28 protein-coding genes and 1 tRNA gene are annotated in these 22,781 nt (G+C 62.9%); 10 read left to right on the top strand and 19 right to left on the bottom strand.

Going from position 1 to position 22,781, the window contains the following annotated elements; translation table 11 throughout:
* The first annotated feature begins 48 nt into the window (after positions 1-48).
* The gene (locus EHF33_RS09820) at positions 49-834 is read left to right on the top strand and encodes an enoyl-ACP reductase FabI (RefSeq protein WP_124870682.1); all 786 of its coding nucleotides are present in this window, start codon (positions 49-51) and stop codon (positions 832-834) included.
* Between the two features lie 6 nt (positions 835-840).
* Here the strand turns inward: EHF33_RS09820 and EHF33_RS09815 are convergent, their stop codons facing one another.
* From EHF33_RS09815 to EHF33_RS09810, 3 genes are all read right to left on the bottom strand, one after another.
* Positions 841-2,220, bottom strand: a complete 1,380-nt coding sequence (locus tag EHF33_RS09815; RefSeq protein WP_124870679.1) for an alpha/beta hydrolase family protein — start codon at positions 2,218-2,220, stop codon at positions 841-843.
* Between the two features lie 117 nt (positions 2,221-2,337).
* Complete coding sequence (locus EHF33_RS21105) at positions 2,338-2,508, bottom strand: hypothetical protein (protein ID WP_164473359.1); 171 nt, start codon at positions 2,506-2,508, stop codon at positions 2,338-2,340.
* A gap of 60 nt (positions 2,509-2,568) precedes the next feature.
* Complete coding sequence (locus EHF33_RS09810; RefSeq protein WP_124870676.1) at positions 2,569-3,420, bottom strand: M55 family metallopeptidase; 852 nt, start codon at positions 3,418-3,420, stop codon at positions 2,569-2,571.
* A gap of 36 nt (positions 3,421-3,456) precedes the next feature.
* Between EHF33_RS09810 and EHF33_RS09805 the strand changes: the two genes are divergently transcribed.
* Positions 3,457-4,209 (top strand): GNAT family N-acetyltransferase, encoded by a 753-nt coding sequence (locus tag EHF33_RS09805; protein WP_124870673.1) that lies wholly within the window; start codon positions 3,457-3,459, stop codon positions 4,207-4,209.
* A gap of 90 nt (positions 4,210-4,299) precedes the next feature.
* Here EHF33_RS09805 and EHF33_RS09800 read toward each other — a convergent pair whose 3' ends face one another.
* The 5 genes from EHF33_RS09800 to mglB form a co-directional block, all read right to left on the bottom strand.
* The gene (locus EHF33_RS09800) at positions 4,300-6,516 is read right to left on the bottom strand and encodes a tetratricopeptide repeat protein (protein ID WP_124870671.1); all 2,217 of its coding nucleotides are present in this window, start codon (positions 6,514-6,516) and stop codon (positions 4,300-4,302) included.
* Between the two features lie 51 nt (positions 6,517-6,567).
* A complete protein-coding gene (locus EHF33_RS09795; RefSeq protein ID WP_124870668.1) occupies positions 6,568-7,647 on the bottom strand; it encodes a hypothetical protein in 1,080 nt (359 codons plus the stop codon).
* Positions 7,648-7,794: 147 nt separating this feature from the next.
* On the bottom strand, positions 7,795-8,205 hold the full coding sequence (locus tag EHF33_RS09790; protein WP_164473451.1) for an ACT domain-containing protein: 411 nt from the start codon (positions 8,203-8,205) through the stop codon (positions 7,795-7,797).
* Complete coding sequence (mglA, locus tag EHF33_RS09785) at positions 8,202-8,792, bottom strand: GTPase MglA (protein ID WP_124870666.1); 591 nt, start codon at positions 8,790-8,792, stop codon at positions 8,202-8,204. Before mglA ends, EHF33_RS09790 begins: the two co-directional genes overlap by 4 nt.
* A 123-nt stretch (positions 8,793-8,915) precedes the next feature.
* A complete protein-coding gene (gene mglB, locus EHF33_RS09780) occupies positions 8,916-9,401 on the bottom strand; it encodes a GTPase-activating protein MglB (RefSeq protein ID WP_124870663.1) in 486 nt (161 codons plus the stop codon).
* A gap of 140 nt (positions 9,402-9,541) precedes the next feature.
* Here mglB and EHF33_RS09775 point away from each other — a divergent pair, with 140 nt between their 5' ends.
* From EHF33_RS09775 to EHF33_RS09765, 3 genes are all read left to right on the top strand, one after another.
* A complete protein-coding gene (locus EHF33_RS09775; protein ID WP_124870661.1) occupies positions 9,542-11,938 on the top strand; it encodes a phosphodiester glycosidase family protein in 2,397 nt (798 codons plus the stop codon).
* Positions 11,939-12,007: 69 nt separating this feature from the next.
* Entirely contained in the window at positions 12,008-12,397 is a 390-nt protein-coding gene (locus EHF33_RS09770; RefSeq protein WP_124870658.1) for a DUF3208 domain-containing protein, read from the top strand.
* Positions 12,394-12,624 carry a hypothetical protein gene (locus EHF33_RS09765; RefSeq protein WP_124870655.1) on the top strand — a complete coding sequence of 77 codons (231 nt, stop codon included), beginning with the start codon at positions 12,394-12,396 and terminating at the stop codon, positions 12,622-12,624. The genes EHF33_RS09770 and EHF33_RS09765 overlap by 4 nt, the downstream gene beginning before the upstream one ends.
* 3 nt (positions 12,625-12,627) lie before the next feature.
* On the opposite strand, the gene EHF33_RS09760 is transcribed toward EHF33_RS09765, so the two are convergent.
* Positions 12,628-13,284, bottom strand: coding sequence for a hypothetical protein (locus EHF33_RS09760; protein ID WP_225429785.1), 657 nt, complete (start codon positions 13,282-13,284; stop codon positions 12,628-12,630).
* Between the two features lie 148 nt (positions 13,285-13,432).
* Between EHF33_RS09760 and EHF33_RS09755 the strand changes: the two genes are divergently transcribed.
* Positions 13,433-13,508, top strand: a tRNA-Ala gene (locus EHF33_RS09755).
* Between the two features lie 67 nt (positions 13,509-13,575).
* On the opposite strand, the gene EHF33_RS09750 is transcribed toward EHF33_RS09755, so the two are convergent.
* The 4 genes from EHF33_RS09750 to EHF33_RS09735 are packed head-to-tail and all read right to left on the bottom strand — an operon-like array spanning position 13,576 to position 16,136.
* Positions 13,576-13,887: a hypothetical protein gene (locus EHF33_RS09750; protein WP_124870648.1), complete on the bottom strand. Its 312-nt coding sequence runs from the start codon at positions 13,885-13,887 to the stop codon at positions 13,576-13,578.
* Positions 13,884-14,378 carry an acyl-CoA thioesterase gene (locus EHF33_RS09745; RefSeq protein ID WP_124870644.1) on the bottom strand — a complete coding sequence of 165 codons (495 nt, stop codon included), beginning with the start codon at positions 14,376-14,378 and terminating at the stop codon, positions 13,884-13,886. The genes EHF33_RS09750 and EHF33_RS09745 overlap by 4 nt, the downstream gene beginning before the upstream one ends.
* Positions 14,379-14,438: 60 nt before the next feature.
* The gene (locus EHF33_RS09740; protein ID WP_124870640.1) at positions 14,439-14,861 is read right to left on the bottom strand and encodes a secondary thiamine-phosphate synthase enzyme YjbQ; all 423 of its coding nucleotides are present in this window, start codon (positions 14,859-14,861) and stop codon (positions 14,439-14,441) included.
* 33 nt (positions 14,862-14,894) lie between these two features.
* Positions 14,895-16,136, bottom strand: coding sequence for an MFS transporter (locus EHF33_RS09735; protein WP_124870637.1), 1,242 nt, complete (start codon positions 16,134-16,136; stop codon positions 14,895-14,897).
* A gap of 119 nt (positions 16,137-16,255) precedes the next feature.
* Here EHF33_RS09735 and EHF33_RS09730 point away from each other — a divergent pair, with 119 nt between their 5' ends.
* Positions 16,256-16,765: a MarR family winged helix-turn-helix transcriptional regulator gene (locus EHF33_RS09730; protein WP_124870633.1), complete on the top strand. Its 510-nt coding sequence runs from the start codon at positions 16,256-16,258 to the stop codon at positions 16,763-16,765.
* Positions 16,766-16,778: 13 nt separating this feature from the next.
* Here the strand turns inward: EHF33_RS09730 and EHF33_RS09725 are convergent, their stop codons facing one another.
* From EHF33_RS09725 to EHF33_RS09705, 5 genes are all read right to left on the bottom strand, one after another.
* Complete coding sequence (locus tag EHF33_RS09725) at positions 16,779-17,210, bottom strand: hypothetical protein (protein ID WP_124870631.1); 432 nt, start codon at positions 17,208-17,210, stop codon at positions 16,779-16,781.
* Between the two features lie 32 nt (positions 17,211-17,242).
* Positions 17,243-17,512 carry a hypothetical protein gene (locus tag EHF33_RS09720; RefSeq protein ID WP_241191128.1) on the bottom strand — a complete coding sequence of 90 codons (270 nt, stop codon included), beginning with the start codon at positions 17,510-17,512 and terminating at the stop codon, positions 17,243-17,245.
* Between the two features lie 23 nt (positions 17,513-17,535).
* On the bottom strand, positions 17,536-18,432 hold the full coding sequence (gene mqnP, locus EHF33_RS09715; protein WP_164473450.1) for a menaquinone biosynthesis prenyltransferase MqnP: 897 nt from the start codon (positions 18,430-18,432) through the stop codon (positions 17,536-17,538).
* Between the two features lie 116 nt (positions 18,433-18,548).
* A complete protein-coding gene (locus EHF33_RS09710; RefSeq protein WP_124870627.1) occupies positions 18,549-19,241 on the bottom strand; it encodes a c-type cytochrome in 693 nt (230 codons plus the stop codon).
* Between the two features lie 101 nt (positions 19,242-19,342).
* Positions 19,343-19,813: a SufE family protein gene (locus EHF33_RS09705; RefSeq protein ID WP_124870624.1), complete on the bottom strand. Its 471-nt coding sequence runs from the start codon at positions 19,811-19,813 to the stop codon at positions 19,343-19,345.
* A 133-nt stretch (positions 19,814-19,946) separates the two neighbouring features.
* On the opposite strand from EHF33_RS09705, the gene EHF33_RS09700 reads away from it, so the two are divergent.
* Positions 19,947-20,807 carry a sulfurtransferase gene (locus EHF33_RS09700; protein WP_124870621.1) on the top strand — a complete coding sequence of 287 codons (861 nt, stop codon included), beginning with the start codon at positions 19,947-19,949 and terminating at the stop codon, positions 20,805-20,807.
* A 113-nt stretch (positions 20,808-20,920) separates the two neighbouring features.
* Here the strand turns inward: EHF33_RS09700 and EHF33_RS09695 are convergent, their stop codons facing one another.
* Entirely contained in the window at positions 20,921-21,913 is a 993-nt protein-coding gene (locus tag EHF33_RS09695; RefSeq protein WP_124870618.1) for an NAD(P)/FAD-dependent oxidoreductase, read from the bottom strand.
* 62 nt (positions 21,914-21,975) lie between these two features.
* Between EHF33_RS09695 and EHF33_RS09690 the strand changes: the two genes are divergently transcribed.
* Entirely contained in the window at positions 21,976-22,329 is a 354-nt protein-coding gene (locus EHF33_RS09690; RefSeq protein WP_124870615.1) for an MmcQ/YjbR family DNA-binding protein, read from the top strand.
* Between the two features lie 201 nt (positions 22,330-22,530).
* Positions 22,531-22,764, top strand: coding sequence for a hypothetical protein (locus EHF33_RS09685; protein WP_124870612.1), 234 nt, complete (start codon positions 22,531-22,533; stop codon positions 22,762-22,764).
* Positions 22,765-22,781 lie beyond the last annotated feature (17 nt).

Below are 22,781 nucleotides of genomic sequence, written 5' to 3'. Positions count from 1 at the left end.
TAGACCCGCTCCAACTTTCCCACCTCACGGCCCGCTAAACTCTGAGGCATGATCTCACTTGATTTAAGCGGCAAAAAGGCCCTAGTCATGGGCGTCGCCAATGCCCGCAGCCTCGGCTGGGCCATCGCTGAGCAACTCCTCGCGGCAGGCGCACGGGTGGCCTTTAGCTATCAGGGTGAACGTCTGCGCCCCGAACTGGAAAAACTGACCAAAGACTATTCGGGCGTGCTGCTCCGGCAGGCCGACGCCACCAGCGAAGACGATTTGACGGCGTTGTTTGCCGCCATCAAAGCCGAGTTCGGCCAACTCGACGCGGTGGTTCACGCCATCGGCTTTGCTCCGCGTGAAGCGATGGAAGGCCGCTTCCTCGACACCACCGCTGCCGATTGGAACACCACCCTGTCGGTCAGCGCCTACAGCTTGGTCAGCATGTGCCGCCACGCTGAGCCGCTGCTCACTGAGGGCAGCAGCGTGATCAGCTTGACCTACCACGCCTCGCAAAAAGTCGTGCCCAAATACAACGTGATGGGCGTGGCCAAAGCCGCTTTGGAGGCGGCCACCCGCTACCTCGCCGCCGAAATGGGTGCGAAGGGTGTGCGCGTCAACACCATCAGTGCTGGCCCGATGCGGACGATTGCCGCCCGCAGCATCCCCGGCTTTAGCACCATGTACGACCAGGCCGCCAAAGCCGCGCCGCTGGGCCGCAACGCCACCTCGCAGGAAGTCGGCAAGCTGGGGTTGTTCCTGCTCAGCGACCTCGCCAGCGGCATTACCGGCCAAGTGGTTTACGTGGACGCGGGCAGCAGCGTCATGGCCATGAAAATGGACAACTGAGTAGTTTTAAGGCTGACAGGCGTCCACGCCTGTTCTGGTGGCGCGGGTAAACTGGCAGCCGTATTTGGCGTCGGCCACCACACTGGGCGTCAGTACATCGTCTCCGGTAGGTTTGGGGCCGCCGCTGGCCCACTTCATCCAGTCGTTGAAGGCTTCTACGAATTCCGCTCCCACAAATTCGCAGTGCCCCGCCGCCCGAATGGCCCGCTGCACCAGCAGTCCCGAAGTGCCGTTTTTCTGGGCCATTTGAAGGTAATGCTGCTCGTGGGCAAACGGCACATAAAAGTCGCCGAGCGTGTGCATGGTCAGCACCGGCACCTTGAATTGGGCGTTAATGGCCGGGAGCCAGCGCAGTCCGTCGGCGCGGGGCAAGTTGGCGCTCGGATCGGCGGTGGTTCGCAAAACGGCTTGGTTGTAGGCGACCTCGGCGGCGGTGGGGGTCTGGCCCTGCGTCCAGCGGTAAACAGCATTTTGGTTGCCGTAAAAGTTCTTGGTCAAAATGCCGGTGAGGGTGCCGTCCGAGCCGCCGGTACTCAGCACCGCGTTTTGCAGCGCTCCTACCCTGAAGCCGAGTTCAAACACCGGACGCGGCCCGCCGGTCAGGTTCTGTGCAATGTCGCGTAGCCGGGTGCCCTGCACGGTGTTGGGCGTCCAAAGGTCGCCGCTGCTGTCGCTGAACAGCCCCGCTTTGATGTCGGGCAGCAAGGTTTGGAAACTGCTGGCCGGGTAAGTGCTGGAACCGTAGCCGCCGAGTTCTTGGGCATTGAGGGTGTAGTCGCCCAGCCACTGAAATTCATACGGTGGGTCGAGCACGCCGCACAGCGGCATGGAGGCGGCGTAGTTGACCTTGTGCTTGGCCGTCGCCAGCGTTTCGGTTTCCACGGCGGCGGCAGCAATATTCCCGCCCATCGAAACGCCCATGATGTAGGTCGCACTCGGCGCGGGGTACTTGCTCTGCGTCAGCGCTCCGAACTGCTGGGCCAGCGCGTTGGTGTCCTCGATGCCCGACCGCACGTCGTAATAGTTAGACGAGTAGCTGGAAGCCGCCCAAGCGTAGCCCTGCGAGACCAGATACTCGCGGATCGGAGGCGGGGCGACGCTCAGGGCCGCGCCCGTGCCCGCGTAGCCGTGGGCGTACATCACCAATTTGCCGTTCCACTTTTCCGGCACTTCGATGAGGTAACTGGCCTGTCCGTGCTCACCTGCGTAGAGGCCTTTGTAGAGCGTGGCCCCTGCAATAGAGGGCGTGCTGGGCACTGCCGCCGTGAACACCCGCGTATCTTGCTCGCGGGTGGGCTGAGCCACAGTATTCATAACAGGAGCACAACTCGACAAGATAAGGCTGCACATCAGTAAGCTGGCGGCGCTGGTGCGGGTCAATTTCATAAAGCCTCCCAAAAAACAATTTGAATGTTGAGTGCATTAGAAACCCCTCTCAGCTGTCTGTCAAATGCTTGGACTTAATCAGAACTACTTGTTATTGTGCAAGACTCAATTGAACCGTCATTTGTTGGGCAGTCCTCTTCCCAGAAACGAGCCTAGAGCCACCCCCAGCCCAAGGCCAATCGCCAGACCACCTGTGCCGAAGCGGGTCAGGCCCATCAGGGCGACGCCCAGGGCCACGCCGAACGCGATGCCTGCGCCCATTGCCTGATTCTTGGTTTTGAAGTTCATGGCCTGACTCTAGAAGAAATGATGCTTAAGCGCCCTTTAAGCGTTCATGAAGGCTACGGCTCAGCCGTTCAGCTGCACTTCGGCCACCTTACAGAGCATTCGGAACATCTGGAACAAGTGGAAGGCGTCGGGGCTGCTGTACCCCACCGTCACGGCATCGATGCGGGTCACGCCCGGCACGCGCCCAGCTTGGTCGGCCCGCGCTTGGTGGTCGAATGACAGCTGCACGCTGGCGGGAAACAAAACGGTGAACGGCTGGGCGCTGTGCATGCCCTCGGCGGCTTTTTTCGCGCCCGCCCGAATCTGCCGGCACGCCTCAGCGGGGTGCAGATGCACGGCGCTGAACATGCTCAGGCCCTCTTTGACCGCCACGCCCACCACCTCGGTTCCGACGCTTTCCTGCACCTGCTTGACCGCCACATCGTCGCCGCTGATAAACACCGTCGGCACGCCGTAATGTCCGGCCAAGAGCGCATTGAGATACGGCTCTCCAGCCTGTACGCCGTTGATTCTGACGTCGCGCACCGAGCCGTTCCAGGTGTGGGCCAGCGGCGCTCCCTGCGTTCCGGCGCGGGCGTGGTAGCCGACCATCATTAGTGCGCCCACGCCTTTTTCCTGAACGCCCTGCACCATGCTCAGCGCTCTGTCGTTGCCCGACACGTAGCGCACCCGCTCGTCCAAGTATTCGGGCAAGAGGTTTCTCATGGTGTCGTGCGAGTCGGCGATCAGCACGCCCGACGCGCCGCCTTCAAAGGCTCCCAGCGCGGCGGCGTTGGCCTCGCGGCTCATCTGGATGCGGGCGCGTTCATACTCGCTGCCACTCACCAGGCCCCCAAATTCCGGCGGGCTGACCTGCACCCATGAGCTGACTCCGCACACGCCTTCCATATCCACGCTGATGACAACATTCATGCCCTGAGCGTAGCGGCTGGGCGGTAAGCTAAGCAAATGACCACAGTGCAGACGACGCCATTGCAGCGGGTGGAGGCGGCCCTGGCGGAGAGCTGGCGGGGTTATCCAGGCGAGTGGACGACCTTTGGCCCACTCAGTGCCGTCTACGCTGGCCCTGACTTGCCGATCAACGTCGCTCTGGGAGAGACAGACCAGGAAAACGCGGCGGAAGTTCTGGCGCAGATAGAGGATTTTTACGCACTCCACTCGCAGGCAGCCGCTCTGCTGGTACACTCGCACGCGCATCCGGCACTCTTCACGGCGCTGGCGGCCAGAAACTACCACCTGGATTACTTGCTTCACACCTACGCCTGCACGCTCTCCAGCGCCTCATCTGCTCCAGTCTTTGATGTCGAGGAAATGACGCCCGACGAATGGGCCGAAATCACTCCGCAGGCTTTTGGAGCGCAGAGCCGGGAAATGATGCGGCTGGCGGCTGGTGTGCCGGACGTGCTGCGGCTAGGTGTCCGGCGAGGTGGGCAGTGGGCGGGCTTCGGGGCCGTGACGGTGATGCCGGATGCACAGGGCGGCGTGGCTCTGCTGTTCAGCGCCGGAACGTTGCCTGAGTTTCGGGGGCAAGGTATTCAGTCCGTTTTGCTCGCTGCCCGCCTGCAAAGCGCCCGTGAGCAGGGCGCGACGCTGGCGGCTGTCGATGTCGCCCCCAACAGCGTCAGCGAGCGCAACGTGAAGCGGGCAGGCTTTGAGATGGTCGGAGCGCGGCTCAATTTTGTTCAGGCTCAACCTCTCTAGAGAAGTCGTCACCCTGAGTGGAGCAAAAGGGCCTTATTTCTAAATGCCCCGTCTGCGCTCAGCACGCCCCCTGCGCTTCTGGTCAATCCTCTACTCCACATCCTTGAAATTGGTGTTCGGCCCTAGGCCGCTGGAATTGGTCACCGCGCTGCTGAAGCCGGTTACGGCGCTGAGTTTTTCGCTGACGGTCAATTCGATTTTGGCGACCTCGCCGCCGCTGACGCCCGCCTTGGCCGTCCCCGCCGTGCCGTAATCGGCAATGTACTTGGCCGGGTTGTCGGCAAAGGCCTGCGCCCCCGCTTCCGCCGTGCTGGCGAGGTTTTGCGCTCCGGCGGCGCTGCCCGCGTCATCAAAGGCGGGCACCAGTTGGCCGATGCCGGTCAGGGTCACGAACGACACCACCTCGTCGTTGACGCCGACGCCCAGCGTGCTCTTTCCGCTGCCCGCAAAATTCTCGCTCTCGGCAAAGCCCAGCCCGCCACTGATGGTCAGGCTGTCGCTGGCCCAGTCCTTGCCGAAGGTGTAGTCCAATTTTAGCCGCGCTCCCTCGCCAAACGCCAGATGAATGCCGGTGCAGTCGGCCTGATAGCTCGCCAAGATCATCGGCATGGATTCGGATGGCAGATTGCAGGCCTTGTCGGGAAAGGTCTTGAGCTTGCCCAGTTTGACGGGGTGCAGCACCTCAGCAGACTTGAGTGGGCACGAACGCCCGTCACTGTCGCGCACGAAGTCAGGCTGCAGGGCTGCCGTCAGCCAGACCTGATACAAGCTCAGCTCCTGCGCCGCTTCCACCAGGGCGCTGTCCACTACGGTGACGCGCTGAAGGTTGGCCGCCGCTTGATCGCTGCCGTCTTTCATGCCGGCGATCCAGGGACTGCCCAGCGCCCACATGTCGCCCAGCACCGCGTCCATCTGGTGAATGGCCGCCGCGTAGACCGGAAAAAAGCGGGTATGCACAGCCAGTGCCTGTTCGCGGCGGGTGGTGACGGCGGCGCAGGTGAACGACTGGGCCGCGTCCACGATCCGGTTGAGGTCAGCCGAAGCGTCGGCCTGCGCCTGATTGAGCGCGGTCTGGGGGCCGTCAAGGCGGGCGTTGGTGATGGTGGCGAGGTCGCCCAGCACGAAGCGGGCCTTGGTGGGGGCGCGGTCGAGGGTGTGGGTATCTTTCAGCGCTGCTTGAGTCGCCCGTGCCTGCGCCTGTTTCAGCAGATCGAGCAGGTCAGCCGTGTAGGTCAGCAAGGGCTGCTTGCTCTCCGGCAACACGTCGCTGATGGCGCTGGGGTCAAAGGGCGGCAGCTTCCAGTACGCCTCGTCTCCGGCCTCCACGCCTTTGACATCGGGAAACAGCGGCGGCGTCTTGGCCAGAATCTGCTGGCCTTTGGCACTCCGGCCCAGCACGCCCTCAGCGGTGTTCAGTCCCGCTTCGGCAAAGTCGGTGAAACCATTTTGGAGTGATCCCTGAAACAGCGGCAAGGCTTGTTTGGGATGCCCCTGACACAGCGCGATCAGCCCCAAGCCCGCCATCGCCTGCGCCGCTTTGGGATTTTGTCTCAGCCCCACGTTGAAATAATTCTGCGCCGCGTCTACCCGCTGCTGATCGAGCGCCAGCCAGCCGAGATTGACCTGTACATCACTTTTCTGGGCGGCGGTGCCGGTGTTGAGAAAAGCGGCGTAGAGCAGCGCCTGTTCGGCACTGGGAAAGTCGCGCAGCCCGCGCAGGGCCACTCCCAAATTGTTGGCGTAGGTGGCGTCGCTGGGCGAATTCAGAGCGCTTTTGCTGATGGCGTAGGCTCCAGCGCGGCCCATGTTCTGTGCCAACAAAAACAGGCCCACGTTGGAGGCGTCTTGCGGCTGAGCCTGTGTAGCCAGATTCTGATTGAGCGCCGTGAGCTGGGCGGGGTCGAGTTTGGCGCTGAGGCCCGCCTGCACCGACTTCACCAGGGCGGCGTAGGCAGAAGCGGAGGGCGTGTCAGCCACCGGAGCATGGCTCGGCGCGGTGGGGCAGGGGTTGACGCCCTGACCCTCGGCTGAGCCAGTCGCGGCGCTGAGCGAGGCTGCGCCTGAACTGCCTGACCCACTCGCTCCGCCTGATTCGCCTGATACGGCGCTTTTGCTCTGGGCCGCGCTCCAATCGTCAAGCTTTTTCTCCTCGGCGGGGGTGAGTTCTTGACCTTTGCTGAGTTTTTCAATGAGTTGCACGATCTCGGGCGGCGGCATGGCTCCGGCCTGTTGTGCTTGGGCGGGCAGCCAAGCGGTCAGCAGCGTCAGCGCGGCCAGACTGACCCGCTTGAAGTTCCTTCCGGACATGGGCGGTCTCCTTGAAGGGCAAGGGGCAGATGAATACAGTGCAGCGGGGAGTTACTTGGCGATTGGAGGCAGAGCCACCGCGTAAAAGCGCAGGCCGCCGCCCAGACGCAGCTTCACGGTGGTCGGTACTACATCCTTGTCGACGGCGAACAGCACCCGCACGCCCGCGTCCTTGCCTGCGGGCAGGTCGCCGCCCAGCTCCTTGTCACGCGATCCCAGATACAGATGCTGATAGTCCACGCTGATGCCGTCTTGATCGAGCAGTGAGGCCCTAAACGAGTACGCCGCGCCCGGCACCATCGACTGCGGCACCAGATTGGCATTGTGGAAGGTCAGATAGACCACTACCACCTTCTGATTGCTGCCCACGTCCATGCCGTCCGGCTGGCTGGCGGGAACATCCACTTTATCGACCCGGACATCCAGCACCGCCGGATAAAATACGCCCGCTTTGCCGGGAACCTCGTCGAGCGCGGCGCTGCCGTCTTTCACGCTGGGATTGGCAAAGGGGGCGGCCAGCGGCGCGACCTGGCCTTTCAGATCGTAACGCCAGACCTTGCTGTTGGCGTCGTCCACGATCAGTCTGGGCAAACTCACGTCTCCGGCCAGCACGATTCGGGTATACACGTCGATCTTCTGGCCCGGCTTGAGCTGAAGGTGGACTTCGCTGTGCGTGGCCTCAGCGAACCATGCGCCGTCGCCCGCCACCGACTGGTTCTTGCTGTCCACGCCAGTAAACCGGATGCTGTTGCCCGAAATACCCAGTTCAACTTTCTGCGGATTTTGAATGGTCAGGTGCAAAATCAGCGCTTTTTCGCCTTCCGGACGGATGTCGTCTTCGTCTCCTTTGTAGAAGTGGCCGACGCTGTATTCAGCTTTGCGAATGGTGTAATTGATGGCGTCGGTTGTCCCCAGAAACAGCGTATAGGTCTTGCCGACCACCGCTGAGCCGCCTGCGAGTTGCTGGGTACCCTGTACGGCGGGCGAAGTCGATGCTGGAGGGGCCGCCGGTTTGCCTGCCGGTTTGGTGGTGCCTGCGGCCAAGGAACCAGCCCCGAGCGTCACCTGAGTGAGCAGAGCCAGCCCCAAGACAGCGATCAGCGGCGTTTTGCTTGTCCCCGTTGCCTTCATAGCAGTCCTCCTTGGTGAGCGAACCTTAGAAGCTGCAGGATGAAAGGCCCGGTCAGACCTTAATGTGGTGGCGGATTTATAAAGGCCAGATGAAATGTAGTGGGCGACTGCCACAGCCGCAGCTTGCTCGCTGAGCAAAGCGGTTTTTTAGCCGTTTAGACGGTGTCCTGCTTCTTTGAGCGCCGTCAGCGCCTCACTCAGCCGCTCACGCTTGACCAGCACGTAATCGGTGTCGAACGTGGAGACGGCGAAAATGCCTATCCCGGCGTCCCGCAGAGGATTGAGCACCGCCGTCAGAATGCCGGTGAGGGCAAAATCAAACGGGCCGTGCAGCTTGAGCGCCGCCCAGCCTGCTTGGTGCTGAACGCCTTCCGGCACGAGGCTGGCCTCGCACACCAATGAGAGTTCATCCTCACTGCGGGTCAAACTGAAAAAAGAGCCGCTGAGCAGCCCACTTGGCAAAATAAAGTCGGGCGGCCACTGCGCCACCGCAAACTCGGTGGGATCAGCGCCGCCCAAAATGGACAGGGTGAGGTGTGGAGGTTGGTTTTCGTTCACTGCCCCTTAGCCAGCCGCTCCAGCACCAGCCGCGAGACGGTCTTGAGCGTTTCAAAGACGCCGCGTCCTTGATCGGCCACCGCTTCGTGCCACTGCAACTCATGCTTGGGGTCAATCACGGCGCGGATCATCTCGGTCGAGAGTGCGCCTTCTAAATCGCGCTTGTTGATCTGAAGAATCATCGGCACTTCTTTGACGTCGATGCCGTGTTCGAGCAAATTCTCGCGCAAGTTGCGCATACTTTCGGCGTTGGCCCTGAGGCGGTTGGGGGCGCTGTCGGCCACAAAGACGATGCCGTCTACGCCGCGCAAAATCAGCTTGCGGCTGGCATTGTAAAAGACCTGTCCCGGCACGGTGTAGAGGTGAAAGCGGGTCTTGAAGCCCTGCACGCTGCCCAAATCGAGCGGCAGGAAGTCGAAGAAGAGGGTGCGCTCATCTTCGGTGGCCAGACTCACCATTTCGCCGCGCAGATGACTCGGCACTTTGGAAAAGACCTGTTTGAGATTGGTGGTTTTTCCGGACATGCCGGGGCCGTAATACACGATCTTGCAGTTGATTTCGCGGGCGGCGAAGTTAATGGTACTCACGTCATTCCCCTTTGGGTCTGGCCGCACACGAGGCGGGCGAAACGGTGGCCGAGCAGCAAAACGTCAGTTTGTGGGCACTCTCTTTGTCTAAAACTAAGCGTTGAGCCTCACTTTAGCTTATCTTTAGCCCAGTAGGTCATCGAGGAGGGCGGTGGCGCTGCTGCCGAAGTCGGCGTCGAATTTGATGGGCGGCGCTTCTTTGAGGTTTTTCATCACCTCGTTGAGGGCCAAGATGGCTTTTTTGGCGTGCAACTTGACGCGCCCGAGCGGCACGCTGCTGTCGAAGATGAGGGTCAGGAGGGCCACGTCGCCCACCGACTCTACATAAATCGCGCCTTGTTCACCTTGGTGAATTTGCTCGCTGAAGGTGCGCTCACCGAGCATGTTGGCCAGCGCGGCAGTCGCGGCGGCGTTGGAGGCCACCAAAGTCGCCACCGAGTCGAGGGCGGGGGGCCTAGGTGCCCACAGCGCTTCTTTGTGAGACAGCACGAAACCCTTGCGGTCGACCAGAAGGCAGTAGCGCACGCCTGTCGCCACGAGCAGGTCTTCGATTTGCGTCTCGACCTGATCAAAGGGTTCACCGTAGAGTGCGAGGGAAGGCTCAATCATCAAGGCGCAGTATAAGTGGGGCGTTCTTACAAGCGGCGCACAGAACTCCTTGCCTTAAGCGGAGTGCCGAGTTCGGCGGCCCTCATCTGCGGCCAGCGCCGTTCATCACCTTCCTTGGGCCAGCCGCTACACTGCCCAGCGTGAACCGCTTGCCCACTGCCGCCCGCCGCCCCGGCCTGTCTTTGCTCAGTGTGCGCCTCGCTGCGCTGGTCTTTATGGCCCCGCTGACGCTGGCCGCCGCCCGTCCGGTGGTCATCAGCGGCGTGCCGACCAGTCCGGTGATCGAAACCAAGCTGCTCGCAGGCTCGAAAGAAGGCCTGCCGATTTGGTTTTTGCCGCAGTTGGGCCTGCAAACCCGCAACAAGCCGCAGGATGTGTGGCTCAGCTACGGCCCGCGCAGTTTGCGCTACACGCCGCAGGGAGGCTGGGCAGCGTCCGGCTTTGCCCTGACTGCGCCGTTGCCCGCCCCGGAGCGCTACGGCTCAGGCGGCAGCCTCCACGTGGGCCTAGACGTGCTGCGGGCGCTGGGCGTGCCGCTGGCGGGCAATGCCGAGCAGCTGGATGTGCGGGTGGTGCAGGCCGCCAGAGAAGTGCCGTTGCCAGTGCCGCAATTCGGCTTCAACTTGGCTCCGACTCTGGTAACGCCCAAAGTGGTGCAGGCCGCCAAGGTGCCGCTCAGTCCAAAGCCAAGTGTGCCGAAACCCAGCACATCAAAACCTGATGTGGCAAAACCCAGTGGGGCAAAAATCAGTATCAATCCCACCGCGCTCAAAGCGGTTTCCGCGCCAACCAGCCCACCGCCAGTCAGCCCACCCAAGGCCGCGCCAGAGAAAGTCAAACCTGTGGTCAAGCTGCCCAGTCCGGTGAAGGCGAGTCCTGCTGTGGGCCATTCAGGTTCTGCAAGCCCCCTGGCTACGAGTTCAGCTATCACGAGTTCAACAGCCGTGGGTCCAACATCTGCGAGTCCGGCTGCCGTGAAAGCCGCCGTCAACAAAGCGGTCACCGAGGTGCTGGAACTGCGGGCCGAGGTCGCTCAAAAGCCTTCCCTCCGAAGCGCCAGTATCGAGCCCACACCGATTGCGCCGCCTGCTGGACTGCTCGCGCCTGTTCCAACCTCAATAACGCCGACCCCAGTGGCTCCTCCTCCAGTTGCGCCGACCATGTCCGCGCCGACACCCCTCCCGGCCCCCACCCCTCCCCCACTGCTCAGTGGCCCGAAGATCGTGGGAACGCGCTCCAGCCTCAGCACCGTCCGCAATATTCAGCTTCAGCGCCTGGTGATTGATCTGAGCGGGCCAGCCACGTACAGCGCCAAGAACGAGCGCGGCGGCGTGACCCTCTTTTTGCCGCAGGTGAGTGCCGACTCCAACGTGCAGACCCTAGACAGCGGCGATACCCTGACCCTCGCCCCCGACAGCAACGGCGTGACAGTGCGGCTGGACGCGGGCGGCGGCCAAAGCCAAGTCAGCACCCTCAACGACCCTGACCGGATCGTGATCGACACGGCGACCAGCCTGAGCGCCGATGTGCCGCCGCCGATCAACCCGGACGCTTTGCCAATCGGCGTGAGCCTAAAGGCGTTCGGCGGCTTGTCACTGCTGAGCTTTGATCCGGCCCAGTTTACGCCGCGTGTGGTGGCCGCTCCGGTCGGCGTGGCCCTGAACGTTTCGGAGCTGGTGCGGCGGGTCGGCGGTGTGGCGGGCGTCAACGGGGGCTACTTCGATCCGCCCAGCAGCTTGCCGGTGGACTTCGTGGCGGCGGGCGGCAAGCTGCTGGCGGCCAGCTTGGAGCGGCGCGGCACGGTGGGCTTTAGCGAGGGCGGCACAACGCTGTTCGGCTTTCCGCGCCCACGCTACATGCTCACCGGCGCGTTCGGCTCGCTGATGGTCAACACTGTGACGGCCCGCCCCGCGCCCAAGCTGCTGACCGCCTTCGTCGGCGACGGCAAAACGGCGGTGGGCGGCGCGGGCCTCCTGACTCTGACCCTCAACGCGGCGGCGAGCGGTGTCAGCAAAGCCGAACTGGGCGGCGCGGTGCCAGCAGCGGGGCGCATCAGTCTCAGCTTTGATCCGGCCCGCTTTCCGCAGTTGCCGACGGCAGAGGGCAGCTCTATTCAGGCCACTCTCAATTACCAATCTCAAGAATGGCAGGGCGTCCGCGACGGCCTGAGCGCTGGCCCGATGCTGCTGCAAGGCGGCGAAATCGTGCTCAACCCAGAGCGCGAAGCCTTCAACGTGTTGACCGGGGTGTGGCGGCCCACCCGACAGGTGGCCTTTGCCATCTACAAGGGCCAGCCCACTCTGGCTTTTTTGGAATTTGGGACGCCCGAAACCTTTGCCCGCGCCCTGCACAACGTGGGCGTCACCGACGCGCTGCGCTTAGACAGCGGTTCGAGCGCCACCGTCTTCGTGTCGGGCGGGTATCTGGGCACCGGCGGCTACCTCAACACCGTCTGGAGCCGCCCGGTGCCCAACGCCATCGTCTTGGTGCCGACCAACAACACCGCCTCGCTCAAAGCAAGCAAAAACCTCAAATAAAGTTTTGGTTGGGTTGAGGCAAGTTACCCGTTGCCCCCACCTCCGCCGCCAAAACTGTAAACTGTGGAGGTGAGCAACTCTAACGCCCCTGCCGACGCCGCCGCGCACTCTGGACGGACGGCGGTGCGGCTTTTGCAAGGCTATCTGTGGCATCCCGGAGACGAAGACAACGAGACGTTTGAAGACTTTGATCTCGAAAACTACATGCCGCATGAACTCGGTGAAGCGCACGTGCTGTGGGACAAGGTCACGGCTCCCTTCGCCTTTTTTGAAAACGGCGAACCCACCGCTTCGCAGGCGTTTTACCAGTTCACCGTGCTGCAAATGTACGACGCCCGCCCCAGCGCCGAGAGCCTCAACGCCGACGCCCTCAGCGCTTCGCAAAGCCTCGGGCCGCTCCTAGACGCTACCCCCGAAGGTGTGGGCTGGCAGCTCTGGGAAGATTTGCGCGAACTATGAGCGAATCCGAGTTGCAGTGGCTCGATCTGTACGTGGAGGGCGATACCCACCCCCGCCGCTTTGACAAACCCGAATCGGTGCGGGCTTACCTGACCAAAGTGGAGCGCCTCGGTGAAGAAGGCATCAGCACACTGCTCGGTGCGGGCGAGGTGTCCCCGCCGCTGACCCGCCGCCGCTACTGGCTTGAGTTGCTGACCGTACCGACCCCGCCCGAACGGACAGCGTAAGCCTTACTCCCGAATCAACAACCCGCGCCGCGTCCAAGCTTGGAAGTTGAGCTGGCGCACCGTTTGAAAAGCCCGCATCCAATCTTGCTCGCCGCTCAGCTTTTGCCCTCGCCCATGCCGGACGGCGAGGTTGCGGTGGGCCGCCAAAAATTCGCTCAGCGGCGCACCGGGCAACAGGCGCACGTCGAGTTCCTCGCTACTCCCCGGCGAAAAAGGCAGGCCCGAGGTGCTGCTCAGCGACGCGGCGATGCCGCTGGCTTTGTCGCGGCTCAGCGTCACGGCCTGCACGAACGGCGGCAGGGCTGGGCCGCTGGGCGTCTCACTCCAGCGCAGCGAGAGGGCGGCGTCGTCGAGCAGGTAAGCGCGTTGGTGGCGGGCTTCGGGCAACTCCGGGGCGTAAAAGACCCCCAGCGGCAAAGCGCCCAGCCCCAGCAGTTCGCCGCCGAGCGCTTTGATGGCCCGCGACTGCTCCGGCGAGGCTCCCCAATCGCGCTCCTCCCGCACTTCAAAGCTCAAGTCGCCGCTGACCTCAGGGCCGGGAAAAGGTCGGCCCGCCAGCCGGGCGCTGCTGATGTCGGGGAGCAGGCGCTGGGCCGCCGCTTTGCCGAGCAGATGCTGCAACTCTTCAGCAGTGAGGGGAACAAGGTTGAGGTGAGGCACGATTCTAAAGCAGAGTTTAGCATTTGCGTCTGGTGAGTCTGTGCAGAGCCGTCAGCGTTCGTCTGTGAAGGGTCGGTGTTGACAGAGCGCCGAGACGCTGCTAACCTACTTAAGCCTGAAAACAGGCAGGAGCAGGACAAAAATGTGTGGGGCCATGGCGCAGCTGGGAGCGCGTCTGAATGGCATTCAGAAGGTCAGCGGTTCGATCCCGCTTGGCTCCACCAAAGAGAAAGAAGAAAGACCCCGTCAAGTGCGGGGTTTTTTCATTGCTTGTTGATGAGTTTGGATTGATCAGGCTGGCCAGTCCGTTCCGTCTTGATCGGCTTCGGCGCTGAGGCGGTCGAGGAGGGCGTCGGCTTCCTGCTTTTGCACCTGCGGCACGTACAAGCCCACGTCGCCCATATAGCCGCCGGTTTCAATTTCGATAACCGGCGAAGCCATCACCCACTGAAACGGCGTGCGAACCACGCTGACGATGCCGTGGGCGCTCAGGGTGCGGCGCACGCTCTCGGCAATCAGGCGCGGTAAGGTGTCGAGGCGCACCCACACGTCGCCCTGATACATCACTTGATCGCCATTGGCGCTGAGGTCGCCGCCGGTCATGGCCGACCACTCACCGATACTGTGGGAGACGACACGGTGAGAGACAACTCAGCCGCAAAGTAAGTGGCCAGCGCCGCTTTGGTGGCTGGGCTGAGCGGCACTGGGCGCATGTCGGACTCCACCTGCACCTGCACGCTGCGGGCCTCTAGGGCCACTTCGCCGTCCGCGAGGAGGCGCGAGGCATAGGCCCAACTGCTGCTCCCAAAGCGGGTGACGACGGTTTGAATCTCGACTTGCTGGCCGAGCTTGACTTCCCGGCGGTAATCGAGTTCTAAGCGGGCCAGCACCACTTTGAGACTGGTCAGGTTCACCGAGGCGGTCAGCGCCAGCCGCGAGCTTTCCAAATACACCGCGTAGGCCGCGTTGTTGATGTGTCCCATTTGATCGGTATCGGAAAAGCGCAGTTGAATGTGGGTGTAGTGGGCGGCGGAAAAATCAAGCGCCGAGAGCTTGAGGGCCGATAAATCGGGGAAAGCGGGCAGGGCAGTCATGGCTTTACTGTAGTGCAGCTCTTTGAGCGCTGGCCAAGGTGGCTTCCAAGAGCAGCAGTTCTACTTCTCCCCCGTCAGCGTCAGCAGGAGCCTGCGCGGCCCGCCTCGGTCGCGGTGTTCACACAGATAGATGCCTTGCCAGGTGCCCAGCGCCAGCCGCCCAGCCCGTACCGGCAGGCTCAGGCTCGGCCCCAGCAAGCTGGCCTTGATATGGGCGGCCATGTCGTCGTCGCCTTCCAAACGGTGCTCGAAGTCGGCCCAGCCGTCCGGCACGCTTTGATTGAAATAGCGCTCGAAGTCGCGCCGCACATCCGGCGAGGCGTTTTCATTCAACGTCAGCGAAGCGCTGGTGTGCTGGATAAACACGTGCAGCAAGCCCACTTTGAGGCCCGCCATTTCCGGCACGGCGCTCACCACCTCGCGGGTCACCAAATGGAAGCCGCGTGGATACGGGCGCAATGTCAGTTCGGTTTGATGCCACATCTTCAGCAGAGTAGTGCAGCGGCCCAGCTTGTTTCAGCGCTCCGACAGCCGCCGGTACACCCTTGGGGTCAGCAAGCCGACCAAGAGCAGGCTCAGGGCAATCAGGGTCATGCCCCAGCGTAGGCTGCTGAGCTGCGAAACGAAGCCGATCAGCGGCGGGCCAGTCAAGAATCCCGCATAGCCGATGGTGGCGACCCGCGCGATGCCGTGCCCGGCCAGCACCTTGCCCACCGTGCCGTAGAGGACTGGCACCACGTTGGCGACCCCCAGACCAAATACCAAGCTGCCCAGCACCATCAGGGAGGGGTTGAGTGTCAGCAGGCCCGCGCACAGGCCCGCGCCGCTCAGCAGCGCTCCCGTCATCACCACCCGCTGATCGCCGTAACGGCTGCGCCAGCCGTCCCCGAAAACGCGCCCCACCGTCATGGCCAGCGTGAAGGCGGTGTAAGCCGCGCCCAGCGCCGCGCCCGAGAGGCTTAGCACCTGCTTGGAATACAGCCCGCTCCAATCGCCCAGCGACCCCTCGCCCATCATCCCCAAGAAGCACAGCAGGCCCAGCATCCAGATCAGGGTGTTGGGGTTGGAGGGATTCACGCTGGAAGAGTTGGCCGGTGCAGCTTGGGAAGGAGCGTACTCAGGCGGCGCGTCCGGCTCCGGTTCACGGTCTGGTTCATCGGCGCGTTTGGGGAGCAGCTTTGCTCCGGCCAGCAGCACCACCGCGCTCATGCTCAGGGTAATCAGCAGGGCGTGGCTGACACTGCCCAGATGCCAGCCGAGCAGCAGGCTGCCCAGTCCCGCACCGGCGAGGTTGCCCAAGCTGTAGGCGGCGTGGAAGCTGGACATCACCGGCTTTGCCAGCCAGCGCTCGACGGCCACACCCTGTGCGTTCATGGCCACGTCCATCACGCCGTTGCCCGCGCCGAGCAGACTTAGGGCCGCGAACAGCAGCCACAGATTCGGTGCGAGGAAAGGCAAGATCAGGGCAAGCATCATCAACACGCCCGCCGTGACGGTGACGCGGCGGGTACCGTAGCGGGCGGCAAGGTGGCCCGTTTGCGGCATGGCCAACAAGCTGCCCACCGACATGCCCAGCAGGGCGATCCCGACGGTGGCGGGCGAAAGTTGCAGCGCTCCTTGCACGCTCGGCACCCGCACCACCCAAGTGGCCATCACCATTCCGTTGGCAAAGAAAACGGCGCTGGTGGCCCAGCGGGCGCTGAGCGCCTGGGCTTTGGATACGGTGGGTTGAGAGGCGGTCGGCAGGGTGAGGCTCACTCCAGCATCCTGACAGGTTCAGCCGCTGTGAGGGCCCAAAGGCGTTGCTCAACCGCTCTTTCACAGCAGACTGACCGGGAAACGTACCGGGGGCAAGGGCGCTTGATATAACCAGCAGCATGTCTTCTACGCCCAAGCTGCTCAGCCGCATTCAAACCGATTGGCAGCGGGTACGCCCCGGCCTAGACGCCGCCCCGATGCTGACGTACTTGCTGGTGAGCCGCCTTCAGGCCGCGCTCGCCAAGCAAGTCGAGCGCACCCACCGGCATTCGGGCCTCAACGCCGCCACCTGGGACCTGCTGATGACCCTGCGCCGCAGCGCCCCCGATGAGGGCCTGACGCCCGCCGAACTCGCCCAGCTCACCGCCCTGACCGGGGCCAGCATCACCAACCGGATCGACAACCTCAGGGCGCGGGGCCTGGCCGAGCGCCGCACCAATCCTTTAGACCGCCGCAGCGCGTTCGTGCGTCTGACTCCAGCGGGGCGGGCGCTGGCCGACGAACTGCTGCCGATTCACCTCGCCAACGAAACGGCCATCTTCGAGGTGCTGGACGACCAAGACCGCGCCGACTTGCAGCGGCTGGCCTTCAAGCTGCTGGAGCCGCTGGAGCGCGGAGAAGAAGGGTAAAGGGGGAGTATCTCTAATGCGCCAAAAAGCCGTGCAGCGGCGGCTGCGTCTCAAAGCTCAGCCACTCGCCGGCTTCCAGCTCCGGCAGCGGCGTGAAACTCGACAGCACCAGCGGCAAGCGGGCCTGCACCACCACCGTAAAGCGCGAGGCCAGCCGCGTGATTTGGCCGACGCCTTCCATACCGGAAATGCCCACCGCCGCCAGCTTGGTTAAGGGTTCGGGGACGCTGGGCAGCTTGGCAAAGCGGGCGAAGGTGCCGTGAACGATCACGCGGGCCGCGCCGGGTTTGGCGGTGTACGGCCCAGTCCGGTCAAACAGGTACAGTGTGCGGCCCCCCGACACGAATTCCATCAGCGGGCTGCCTTCGGGCTGCGGGTAAAGCTGACCCTCGGCGGCGTCGGCTTCAAAGCGTGAGACGAAGTCCTCGACGGACGTTTCCAACATGTTAGGAGTCTAGCGTCTGGGGAGCGCCGAATTTAGTCTCCGGCCAGCGCGTCCAGCGTTGGTGTGGGCCAGCCGAAAGCTTCCAGCAGCGGATCGGCCCGATCTAGGGCGAAGGTGCCTTCCACTTCGCGCTGAAGGTGAATCAGCACCAGACCGGTCAGGCGCTCTAGGTAGGCCCACTGCGCCGACTGCGCCGGCTGCCCGTCACGGGCGCGGCGCAGCAGCGTGAGGGCCTGCTGGTCTTCGCCGGCGGCAAACGCCTCGGACGCCGCTGAAGGCACCAGTGAAGCGGCGGCGGTCAACTCAGCCCACCCCAACCCCATTTTCAGCGCAGTGTCCGCCACGCCACGTCAATCACCACACCCGCCAGCATGGTCAGGGCCAGCCACATGTTGGCGTCAAAAAAGGCGACGTTGGCTTTGGTCAGGTCGTTGGGATTGACCAAGCGGTGTTCATACAGCAAAATCGCGCCCATTGCGCCCGCCGCCAGAAAGTACCAAAAGCTGGTGCCCAGCACCACGCCCAGAGCGATCAGCAACGCGAACGTCAGCGCGTGGCTGACTGCGGCGATCTTGAGGGCCGCTGGAATTCCGAAGCGGGCGGGGATGCTCTTGACATTGTTGGCGCGGTCAAAGTCGTAATCCATCGTCGCGTAGATCACGTCCAGGCCCACCATCCAGAAGATGACGATGGCCCACAAGATCCACGCGCCCGCGCCAAAGTGGCCGGTCACGGCGATCCAGCCGCCCGCCGCCGCCGCGCCGTCGGTGACGCCCAGCCAGACATGGCACAGCCACGAAAACCTCTTGATGTACGGATAGCCGATCAGAAAGGCGGCGGCGAGTGGGAGCAGCGCCAAGCACAGCGGATTGAGCTGGGCCGCCGAGAACGTCATCACCACCAAGCTGATGATCACCAGCCCCCACGCCTGTGCCGGAGACACTTTGCCGCTGGGCACCTCGCGGCCCGCTGTGCGCGGGTTCCCAGCGTCGATGGCCCGGTCGATCACCCGGTTTGCGCCCATCGCGGCGGTTCTGGCTCCGGCCATCGCTAGCGTGACCCAGATCAGGGTGCTGAGGCCCGGCCAGCCGTTTCCGCGCAGTTCCTGAGCCGCCAGCAGCATTCCGGCGTAGGCGAACGGCAGCGCGAAGACGGTGTGCTCGAACTTGACCAGCGACAAGTACGTTTTGAGTGTGGGGCGGGCAGAACTGGGGGCGCTCACAATGCGGCCATGCTACACCCGCCCCAAGGGGCAAGGGCGCATGAAGGCACAAAACGTGGGGGGCTGGGAGAAGGGCCGCCGGATGGCCTCCTCCCCTGTCTCCTTTCTAAAATCCCTTACTTGCCTGCGCCCATGCTGCTGAGGTAAGCCGTCACGGCGCTCAGTTCGTCGTCGGTCATCTGGGCGGTGACGATGTGCATGGCGTTGGGGTAGGCCAGCTTGTAATCTGGCACGCTCTTGAATTCATTCAGCACTTCCAGGGTGTATTTGGGAGACTGGTGGGTGATGCTGGCGACGTGCAGGTAATTAGAGCCTCGCCCATTCGCGCCGTGACAGACCACGCAGGCCGTGACATTGCGCCCGACGATGCCGTTGTCGTAAATCTGCTCGCCCTTGGCCTTCAGCGCGGCGTTGGCGTCCCAGGCTCCACGCGGCGTTTGCTGGGCGTAGTAAGCTGCCAAATCCACGATGTCCTGATCACTCAGGTTGGCGGCGATGGCCTGCATGATCTGGCTGGGGCGCAGCTTGGCCCGGAAGGCGGCCAGTTGCAGCGTCGTATAGCTGGGAATCTGCCCACCCAGCGAGGGTTTGTCCGACTCTGTACTGTGACCCATCGGGCCGTGACAGCCCTGACAGCTTTTGGTCAGCGTCTCGCCGCGTTGGGCATTGGGCGGGCCAGCCTTGATGGCCAGCGGATCGCCCGCCGGTGGGGCATTGGTGCTTTGGCTGTGGGCGGTACTCAGGCCCACAGCGAGGGCAGAGAGCGTGAGAACAGGAAGCCAAAAAGCAGCGCGGGGCAATCGGCTCATGGGAAGTTCCTCCGCTTCTTAGCGTAGTCCCATCAAGCTCACCTTTGATGCTTTAGGCCGCCGCCCTCTCCATGAATGAATGTCAGATTAACTACACTGTCTCAGTTGGCGGGTACGGCTTCTTCCTGTGGCTGGCCCTTGTCACTGCGTACTTCGTTTTTGAGGCGCATCAAAATTGCGCCCATACCGCGCAGGCGCATCGGGGTAATCAGTTCGCTCAGGCCCATGTCCATATAAAATTGATCGGGAATATTCAAAATCTGCTCGCGGGTCGCTCCGGCCAGTCCTTCCGACAAAATGCCCGCGTAGCCGCGCACGGTGGGAGCCTCGGCAGGCACCTTGAAATACATCTGCACGCCTTCACCGTCATTTTCGGTGACCAGAAAAAAGGGTGAGGCGCATTCCGGTACCGGCTGCATAAATTCGGGATGCTGGGCGTACTTCTCCGGCAGGGCGGGCAGCTTTTTGCTGTATTCCAGCAAAGCTTGTAGCCTGAGCGGCTTGGGAGCGCTGCGAAACAGGGTCACGATCTCCTGCAACTTTTCGGGCAAGGCGGGGGTCGGCTCATTCATGGTTTCAGTTTACTGTCCCCGCTCTTGCCCGCATGGTAACGCCCGACCAGTTGACAGGTTTTGTCAATTAAGCCAGAATCCCACTATCAAGGCGCGAAGAAAGCCGACACTAAAGAGCACAAGGAGAACGCAAATGGAATATGTAAAAGATGTACTGGTCAGCACCGATTGGGTGGCCGAACACCACAAAGACGCGGGCGTGCGATTGATCGAAGTCAACGAAGACATCTTGCTGTTTGAAACCGGCCACATCGAGGGAGCGGTCAAGGTGGATTGGCAAGGCGACTTCTGGGAACCGGTGATGCGCGAGTTTATCTCTGCCGAGCAGCTTTCCGCGCTTCTGGGCCGTCTGGGTCTCAAAGACGGCGACACCCTGATTCTCTACGGCGACAAAAGCAATTGGTGGGCTTCGTATGCTTACTGGTTTCTGAGCTACAACGGCGTCAAGAATCTCAAGCTGATGAACGGGGGCCGTCAGAAGTGGGTGGCCGAGAACCGCGAACTCGTCACCACGCCCACCGAAGTCGTGCCCAGCCCTTATCCGGCACTCAAGCGCGACGAGTCTTTGCGAGCCTACCGTGAAGAAGTCAGAGCGCACATTGAAAAAGTGCAGGCGGGACAAGGCGCACTCGTGGATGTCCGCAGCCCCGACGAGTTTTCCGGCAAAGTCACCCACATGCCCGCTTATCCGCAAGAAGGCGTGCTGCGCGGCGGCCACATCCCCGGTGCCCGCAGTATTCCCTGGGCCAAAGCCACCAACGAAGACGGCACCTTCAAGAGCGCCGACGAGCTGAGCGCCCTCTACGGCGGTGAAGGCGTCACGCCCGACAAAGACGTGATCGCCTATTGCCGCATCGCTGAGCGCAGCAGCCACTCGTGGTTTGTGCTGCGCGAGTTGCTCGGCTACCCCAAGGTTCGCAACTACGACGGCTCGTGGACCGAGTGGGGCAACGCGGTGGGCATGCCGATCGAGAAGACCTACCAAGACGTCTGAGAATACATGTGGAGAGGGAGACGGCCGAGCTGTTTGGGCCAGTCTCCCTTTTTTTTGTGGGCTCGAATATTCAAGCGGAGCGGCTTAACAAGCGCCGCAGCAAGCCAACTGGCTTAAACCCGCTCGGCCAGTGCCCAGCCGCTGAGCAGCGCCGCCTCCAGGCGCGGGCCGTGTTCGTCGCTCTGGCACCAATCGCCGCACCAGCCGAGACGCTGATCCGGCAGCCAGCCGCACGCTTCCGCGAAGCGCTGATCTGGCGTGGCGTAGCGCCAGCGGTGGGCAAAGCTGCCCAGCACCTCAAAGTCGCCCGCGATCTCCCGGGCCGCTTCGAGAAGCAGGGCCGTGACTTGCTGCGGCGAGTCTTCGAGGTGCTCCACGCTCCAATCGGCGCGGGCGTGCAGCATCAGCGAGGGCGGGTTGGGCCCGGACAAACTGAGCCGTTTGGTGTGTTCGCGGGCCACCCATTCCAGCGCCGGATGGTTGCTGACGCGCAGGGCAGGCCAGTTGACCTCAAGGTCGGCCGCTAGCGCCACTCCGACCGCCCAACACGGTTGAAAGGTGACGGCGCTCAGCGTCCCAGTCTGAGCTTGCTCTTCCAGCAGCGCGGCGAGTTGCGGGGCGGGCGCGTTGAGTAGCAAGGTCTGTGCTTCAAACATTTGCCCGTCGGCGCTGTGGAGTTGCCACTGTCCGTCACGCCGCTCAATTTGGGTAATCTGAACGCCCGTTTTGACGTCCAGTCCCTCGGCCAGTGCTTTGCCGATGTCGCTCATGCCCGCCGCGCCCACATAGCGCGGGTGGCCGTCTGGAGCGGCGATTAAGCGGCCCTCCTGCCATTCGGGAACGCTGCGTGTCCACTCGCTGAGCCAGCCTGCTTCCAGACCCTCGCTGACCAGCGCGTGTGTGCGGGCGTGCCGGGCGGTCATAAAGCGTGCACCGTGATCCAAGCGCAGCCCCTCACCGTGTGAATCTTTAAAGCGTTTGGTGGCGGCTCGGCCCGATACGCCCCGTGATTTGTCGAGCACCTGTACCCGCATTCCAGCAGCGGCCAGATCACGCGCTGCTGCCAGCCCGGCGATGCCCGCGCCCAATACCAAGAAGTCCGTCATGCGCCGAGTGTAGCGGGGCCAGACCCACGCAACTGCAAGCCAAATGCGGGCACAATCAAGCCGTGAATTCTGTCACCGCTCTCCGTAAAGCCTGCGCCGCGCTGCCGCAGTCGCAGGAAACCTTTCCGTTTGGCCTCGATACTTTAGTGCTGAAAGTGGGCGGCAAAATCTACGCCCTGTGCGGCCTGAACACCGAGCCGCCGACCCTCTCGCTGAAAGTGAGGCCTGAGCGCGGCGACGAGTTGCGGGCGGCGCACTCGGCCATTACGGCGGGCTATCACTTCAACAAGCGCCACTGGATCACGCTGCCCCTCGGTGGCCTGCCGGATGACCTCAGTGGCGAGCTGCTGCGGGCCAGTTACGGCTTGGTGGTGAGGGGACTGACCAAAGCTCAACGGGCCGAGTTGGGGCTTTAGGGCGCGGTGAGGGCGGTGGTGCCGAGGTTCACGAAGGACAGATTGAATTGATCGAAAGTCTCATGCCCAGCAGGATGCTCAGGTGAATTTCCTGTGAATAGACCACGTGCTCGGTTACGTGTGAAGGCGTTCAAGTTTCGCCCAAACTTGGCCTAACCTGCGTCTGACATTAGCCCTGACCGGCGGGGTGCATGATGAGGTATGCCCAACGAGAAAGATTTGAGTATTGATCTCAATACGCTGGCCGCCGTTCCCCGCCCCGCCGACGAAGAGCAGCCTGCCGAGCAGGGGCCCGCGCCCAGCCAACTGCCTCCAGCCCCGCACCTTCAGCCCATTCATCCGCACGAGCATCTGGACGCCGAGCAGGTCGAGCACTTGATGGGTGACGAGGACGCTGAGCAAGGCGCAGAGCGAACTGAGGCCGAAGCGCCCTGAACAACAGCTTTATCCAG

Source organism: Deinococcus psychrotolerans, assembly GCF_003860465.1.
Classification (GTDB): Bacteria; Deinococcota; Deinococci; order Deinococcales; family Deinococcaceae; genus Deinococcus; species Deinococcus psychrotolerans.
The sequence above is the reverse complement of the archived record's forward strand: the minus strand, read 5'-3'. Positions and strand labels throughout refer to the sequence as shown.

Excerpts from the sequence above, each read along its gene's own strand:
- EHF33_RS09820 (WP_124870682.1), top strand. The coding sequence starts at position 49 with ATGATCTCACTTGATTTAAGCGGCAAAAAGGCCCTAGTCATGGGCGTC.
- EHF33_RS09815 (WP_124870679.1), bottom strand. The coding sequence starts at position 2,220 with ATGAAATTGACCCGCACCAGCGCCGCCAGCTTACTGATGTGCAGCCTT.
- EHF33_RS21105 (WP_164473359.1), bottom strand. The coding sequence starts at position 2,508 with ATGAACTTCAAAACCAAGAATCAGGCAATGGGCGCAGGCATCGCGTTC.
- EHF33_RS09810 (WP_124870676.1), bottom strand. The coding sequence starts at position 3,420 with ATGAATGTTGTCATCAGCGTGGATATGGAAGGCGTGTGCGGAGTCAGC.
- EHF33_RS09805 (WP_124870673.1), top strand. The coding sequence starts at position 3,457 with ATGACCACAGTGCAGACGACGCCATTGCAGCGGGTGGAGGCGGCCCTG.
- EHF33_RS09800 (WP_124870671.1), bottom strand. The coding sequence starts at position 6,516 with ATGTCCGGAAGGAACTTCAAGCGGGTCAGTCTGGCCGCGCTGACGCTG.
- EHF33_RS09795 (WP_124870668.1), bottom strand. The coding sequence starts at position 7,647 with ATGAAGGCAACGGGGACAAGCAAAACGCCGCTGATCGCTGTCTTGGGG.
- mglB (WP_124870663.1), bottom strand. The coding sequence starts at position 9,401 with ATGATTGAGCCTTCCCTCGCACTCTACGGTGAACCCTTTGATCAGGTC.
- EHF33_RS09765 (WP_124870655.1), top strand. The coding sequence starts at position 12,394 with ATGAGCGAATCCGAGTTGCAGTGGCTCGATCTGTACGTGGAGGGCGAT.
- EHF33_RS09750 (WP_124870648.1), bottom strand. The coding sequence starts at position 13,887 with ATGACCGGCGGCGACCTCAGCGCCAATGGCGATCAAGTGATGTATCAG.
- EHF33_RS09745 (WP_124870644.1), bottom strand. The coding sequence starts at position 14,378 with ATGACTGCCCTGCCCGCTTTCCCCGATTTATCGGCCCTCAAGCTCTCG.
- EHF33_RS09740 (WP_124870640.1), bottom strand. The coding sequence starts at position 14,861 with ATGTGGCATCAAACCGAACTGACATTGCGCCCGTATCCACGCGGCTTC.
- EHF33_RS09730 (WP_124870633.1), top strand. The coding sequence starts at position 16,256 with ATGTCTTCTACGCCCAAGCTGCTCAGCCGCATTCAAACCGATTGGCAG.
- EHF33_RS09725 (WP_124870631.1), bottom strand. The coding sequence starts at position 17,210 with ATGTTGGAAACGTCCGTCGAGGACTTCGTCTCACGCTTTGAAGCCGAC.
- EHF33_RS09710 (WP_124870627.1), bottom strand. The coding sequence starts at position 19,241 with ATGAGCCGATTGCCCCGCGCTGCTTTTTGGCTTCCTGTTCTCACGCTC.
- EHF33_RS09705 (WP_124870624.1), bottom strand. The coding sequence starts at position 19,813 with ATGAATGAGCCGACCCCCGCCTTGCCCGAAAAGTTGCAGGAGATCGTG.
- EHF33_RS09700 (WP_124870621.1), top strand. The coding sequence starts at position 19,947 with ATGGAATATGTAAAAGATGTACTGGTCAGCACCGATTGGGTGGCCGAA.
- EHF33_RS09695 (WP_124870618.1), bottom strand. The coding sequence starts at position 21,913 with ATGACGGACTTCTTGGTATTGGGCGCGGGCATCGCCGGGCTGGCAGCA.
- EHF33_RS09685 (WP_124870612.1), top strand. The coding sequence starts at position 22,531 with ATGCCCAACGAGAAAGATTTGAGTATTGATCTCAATACGCTGGCCGCC.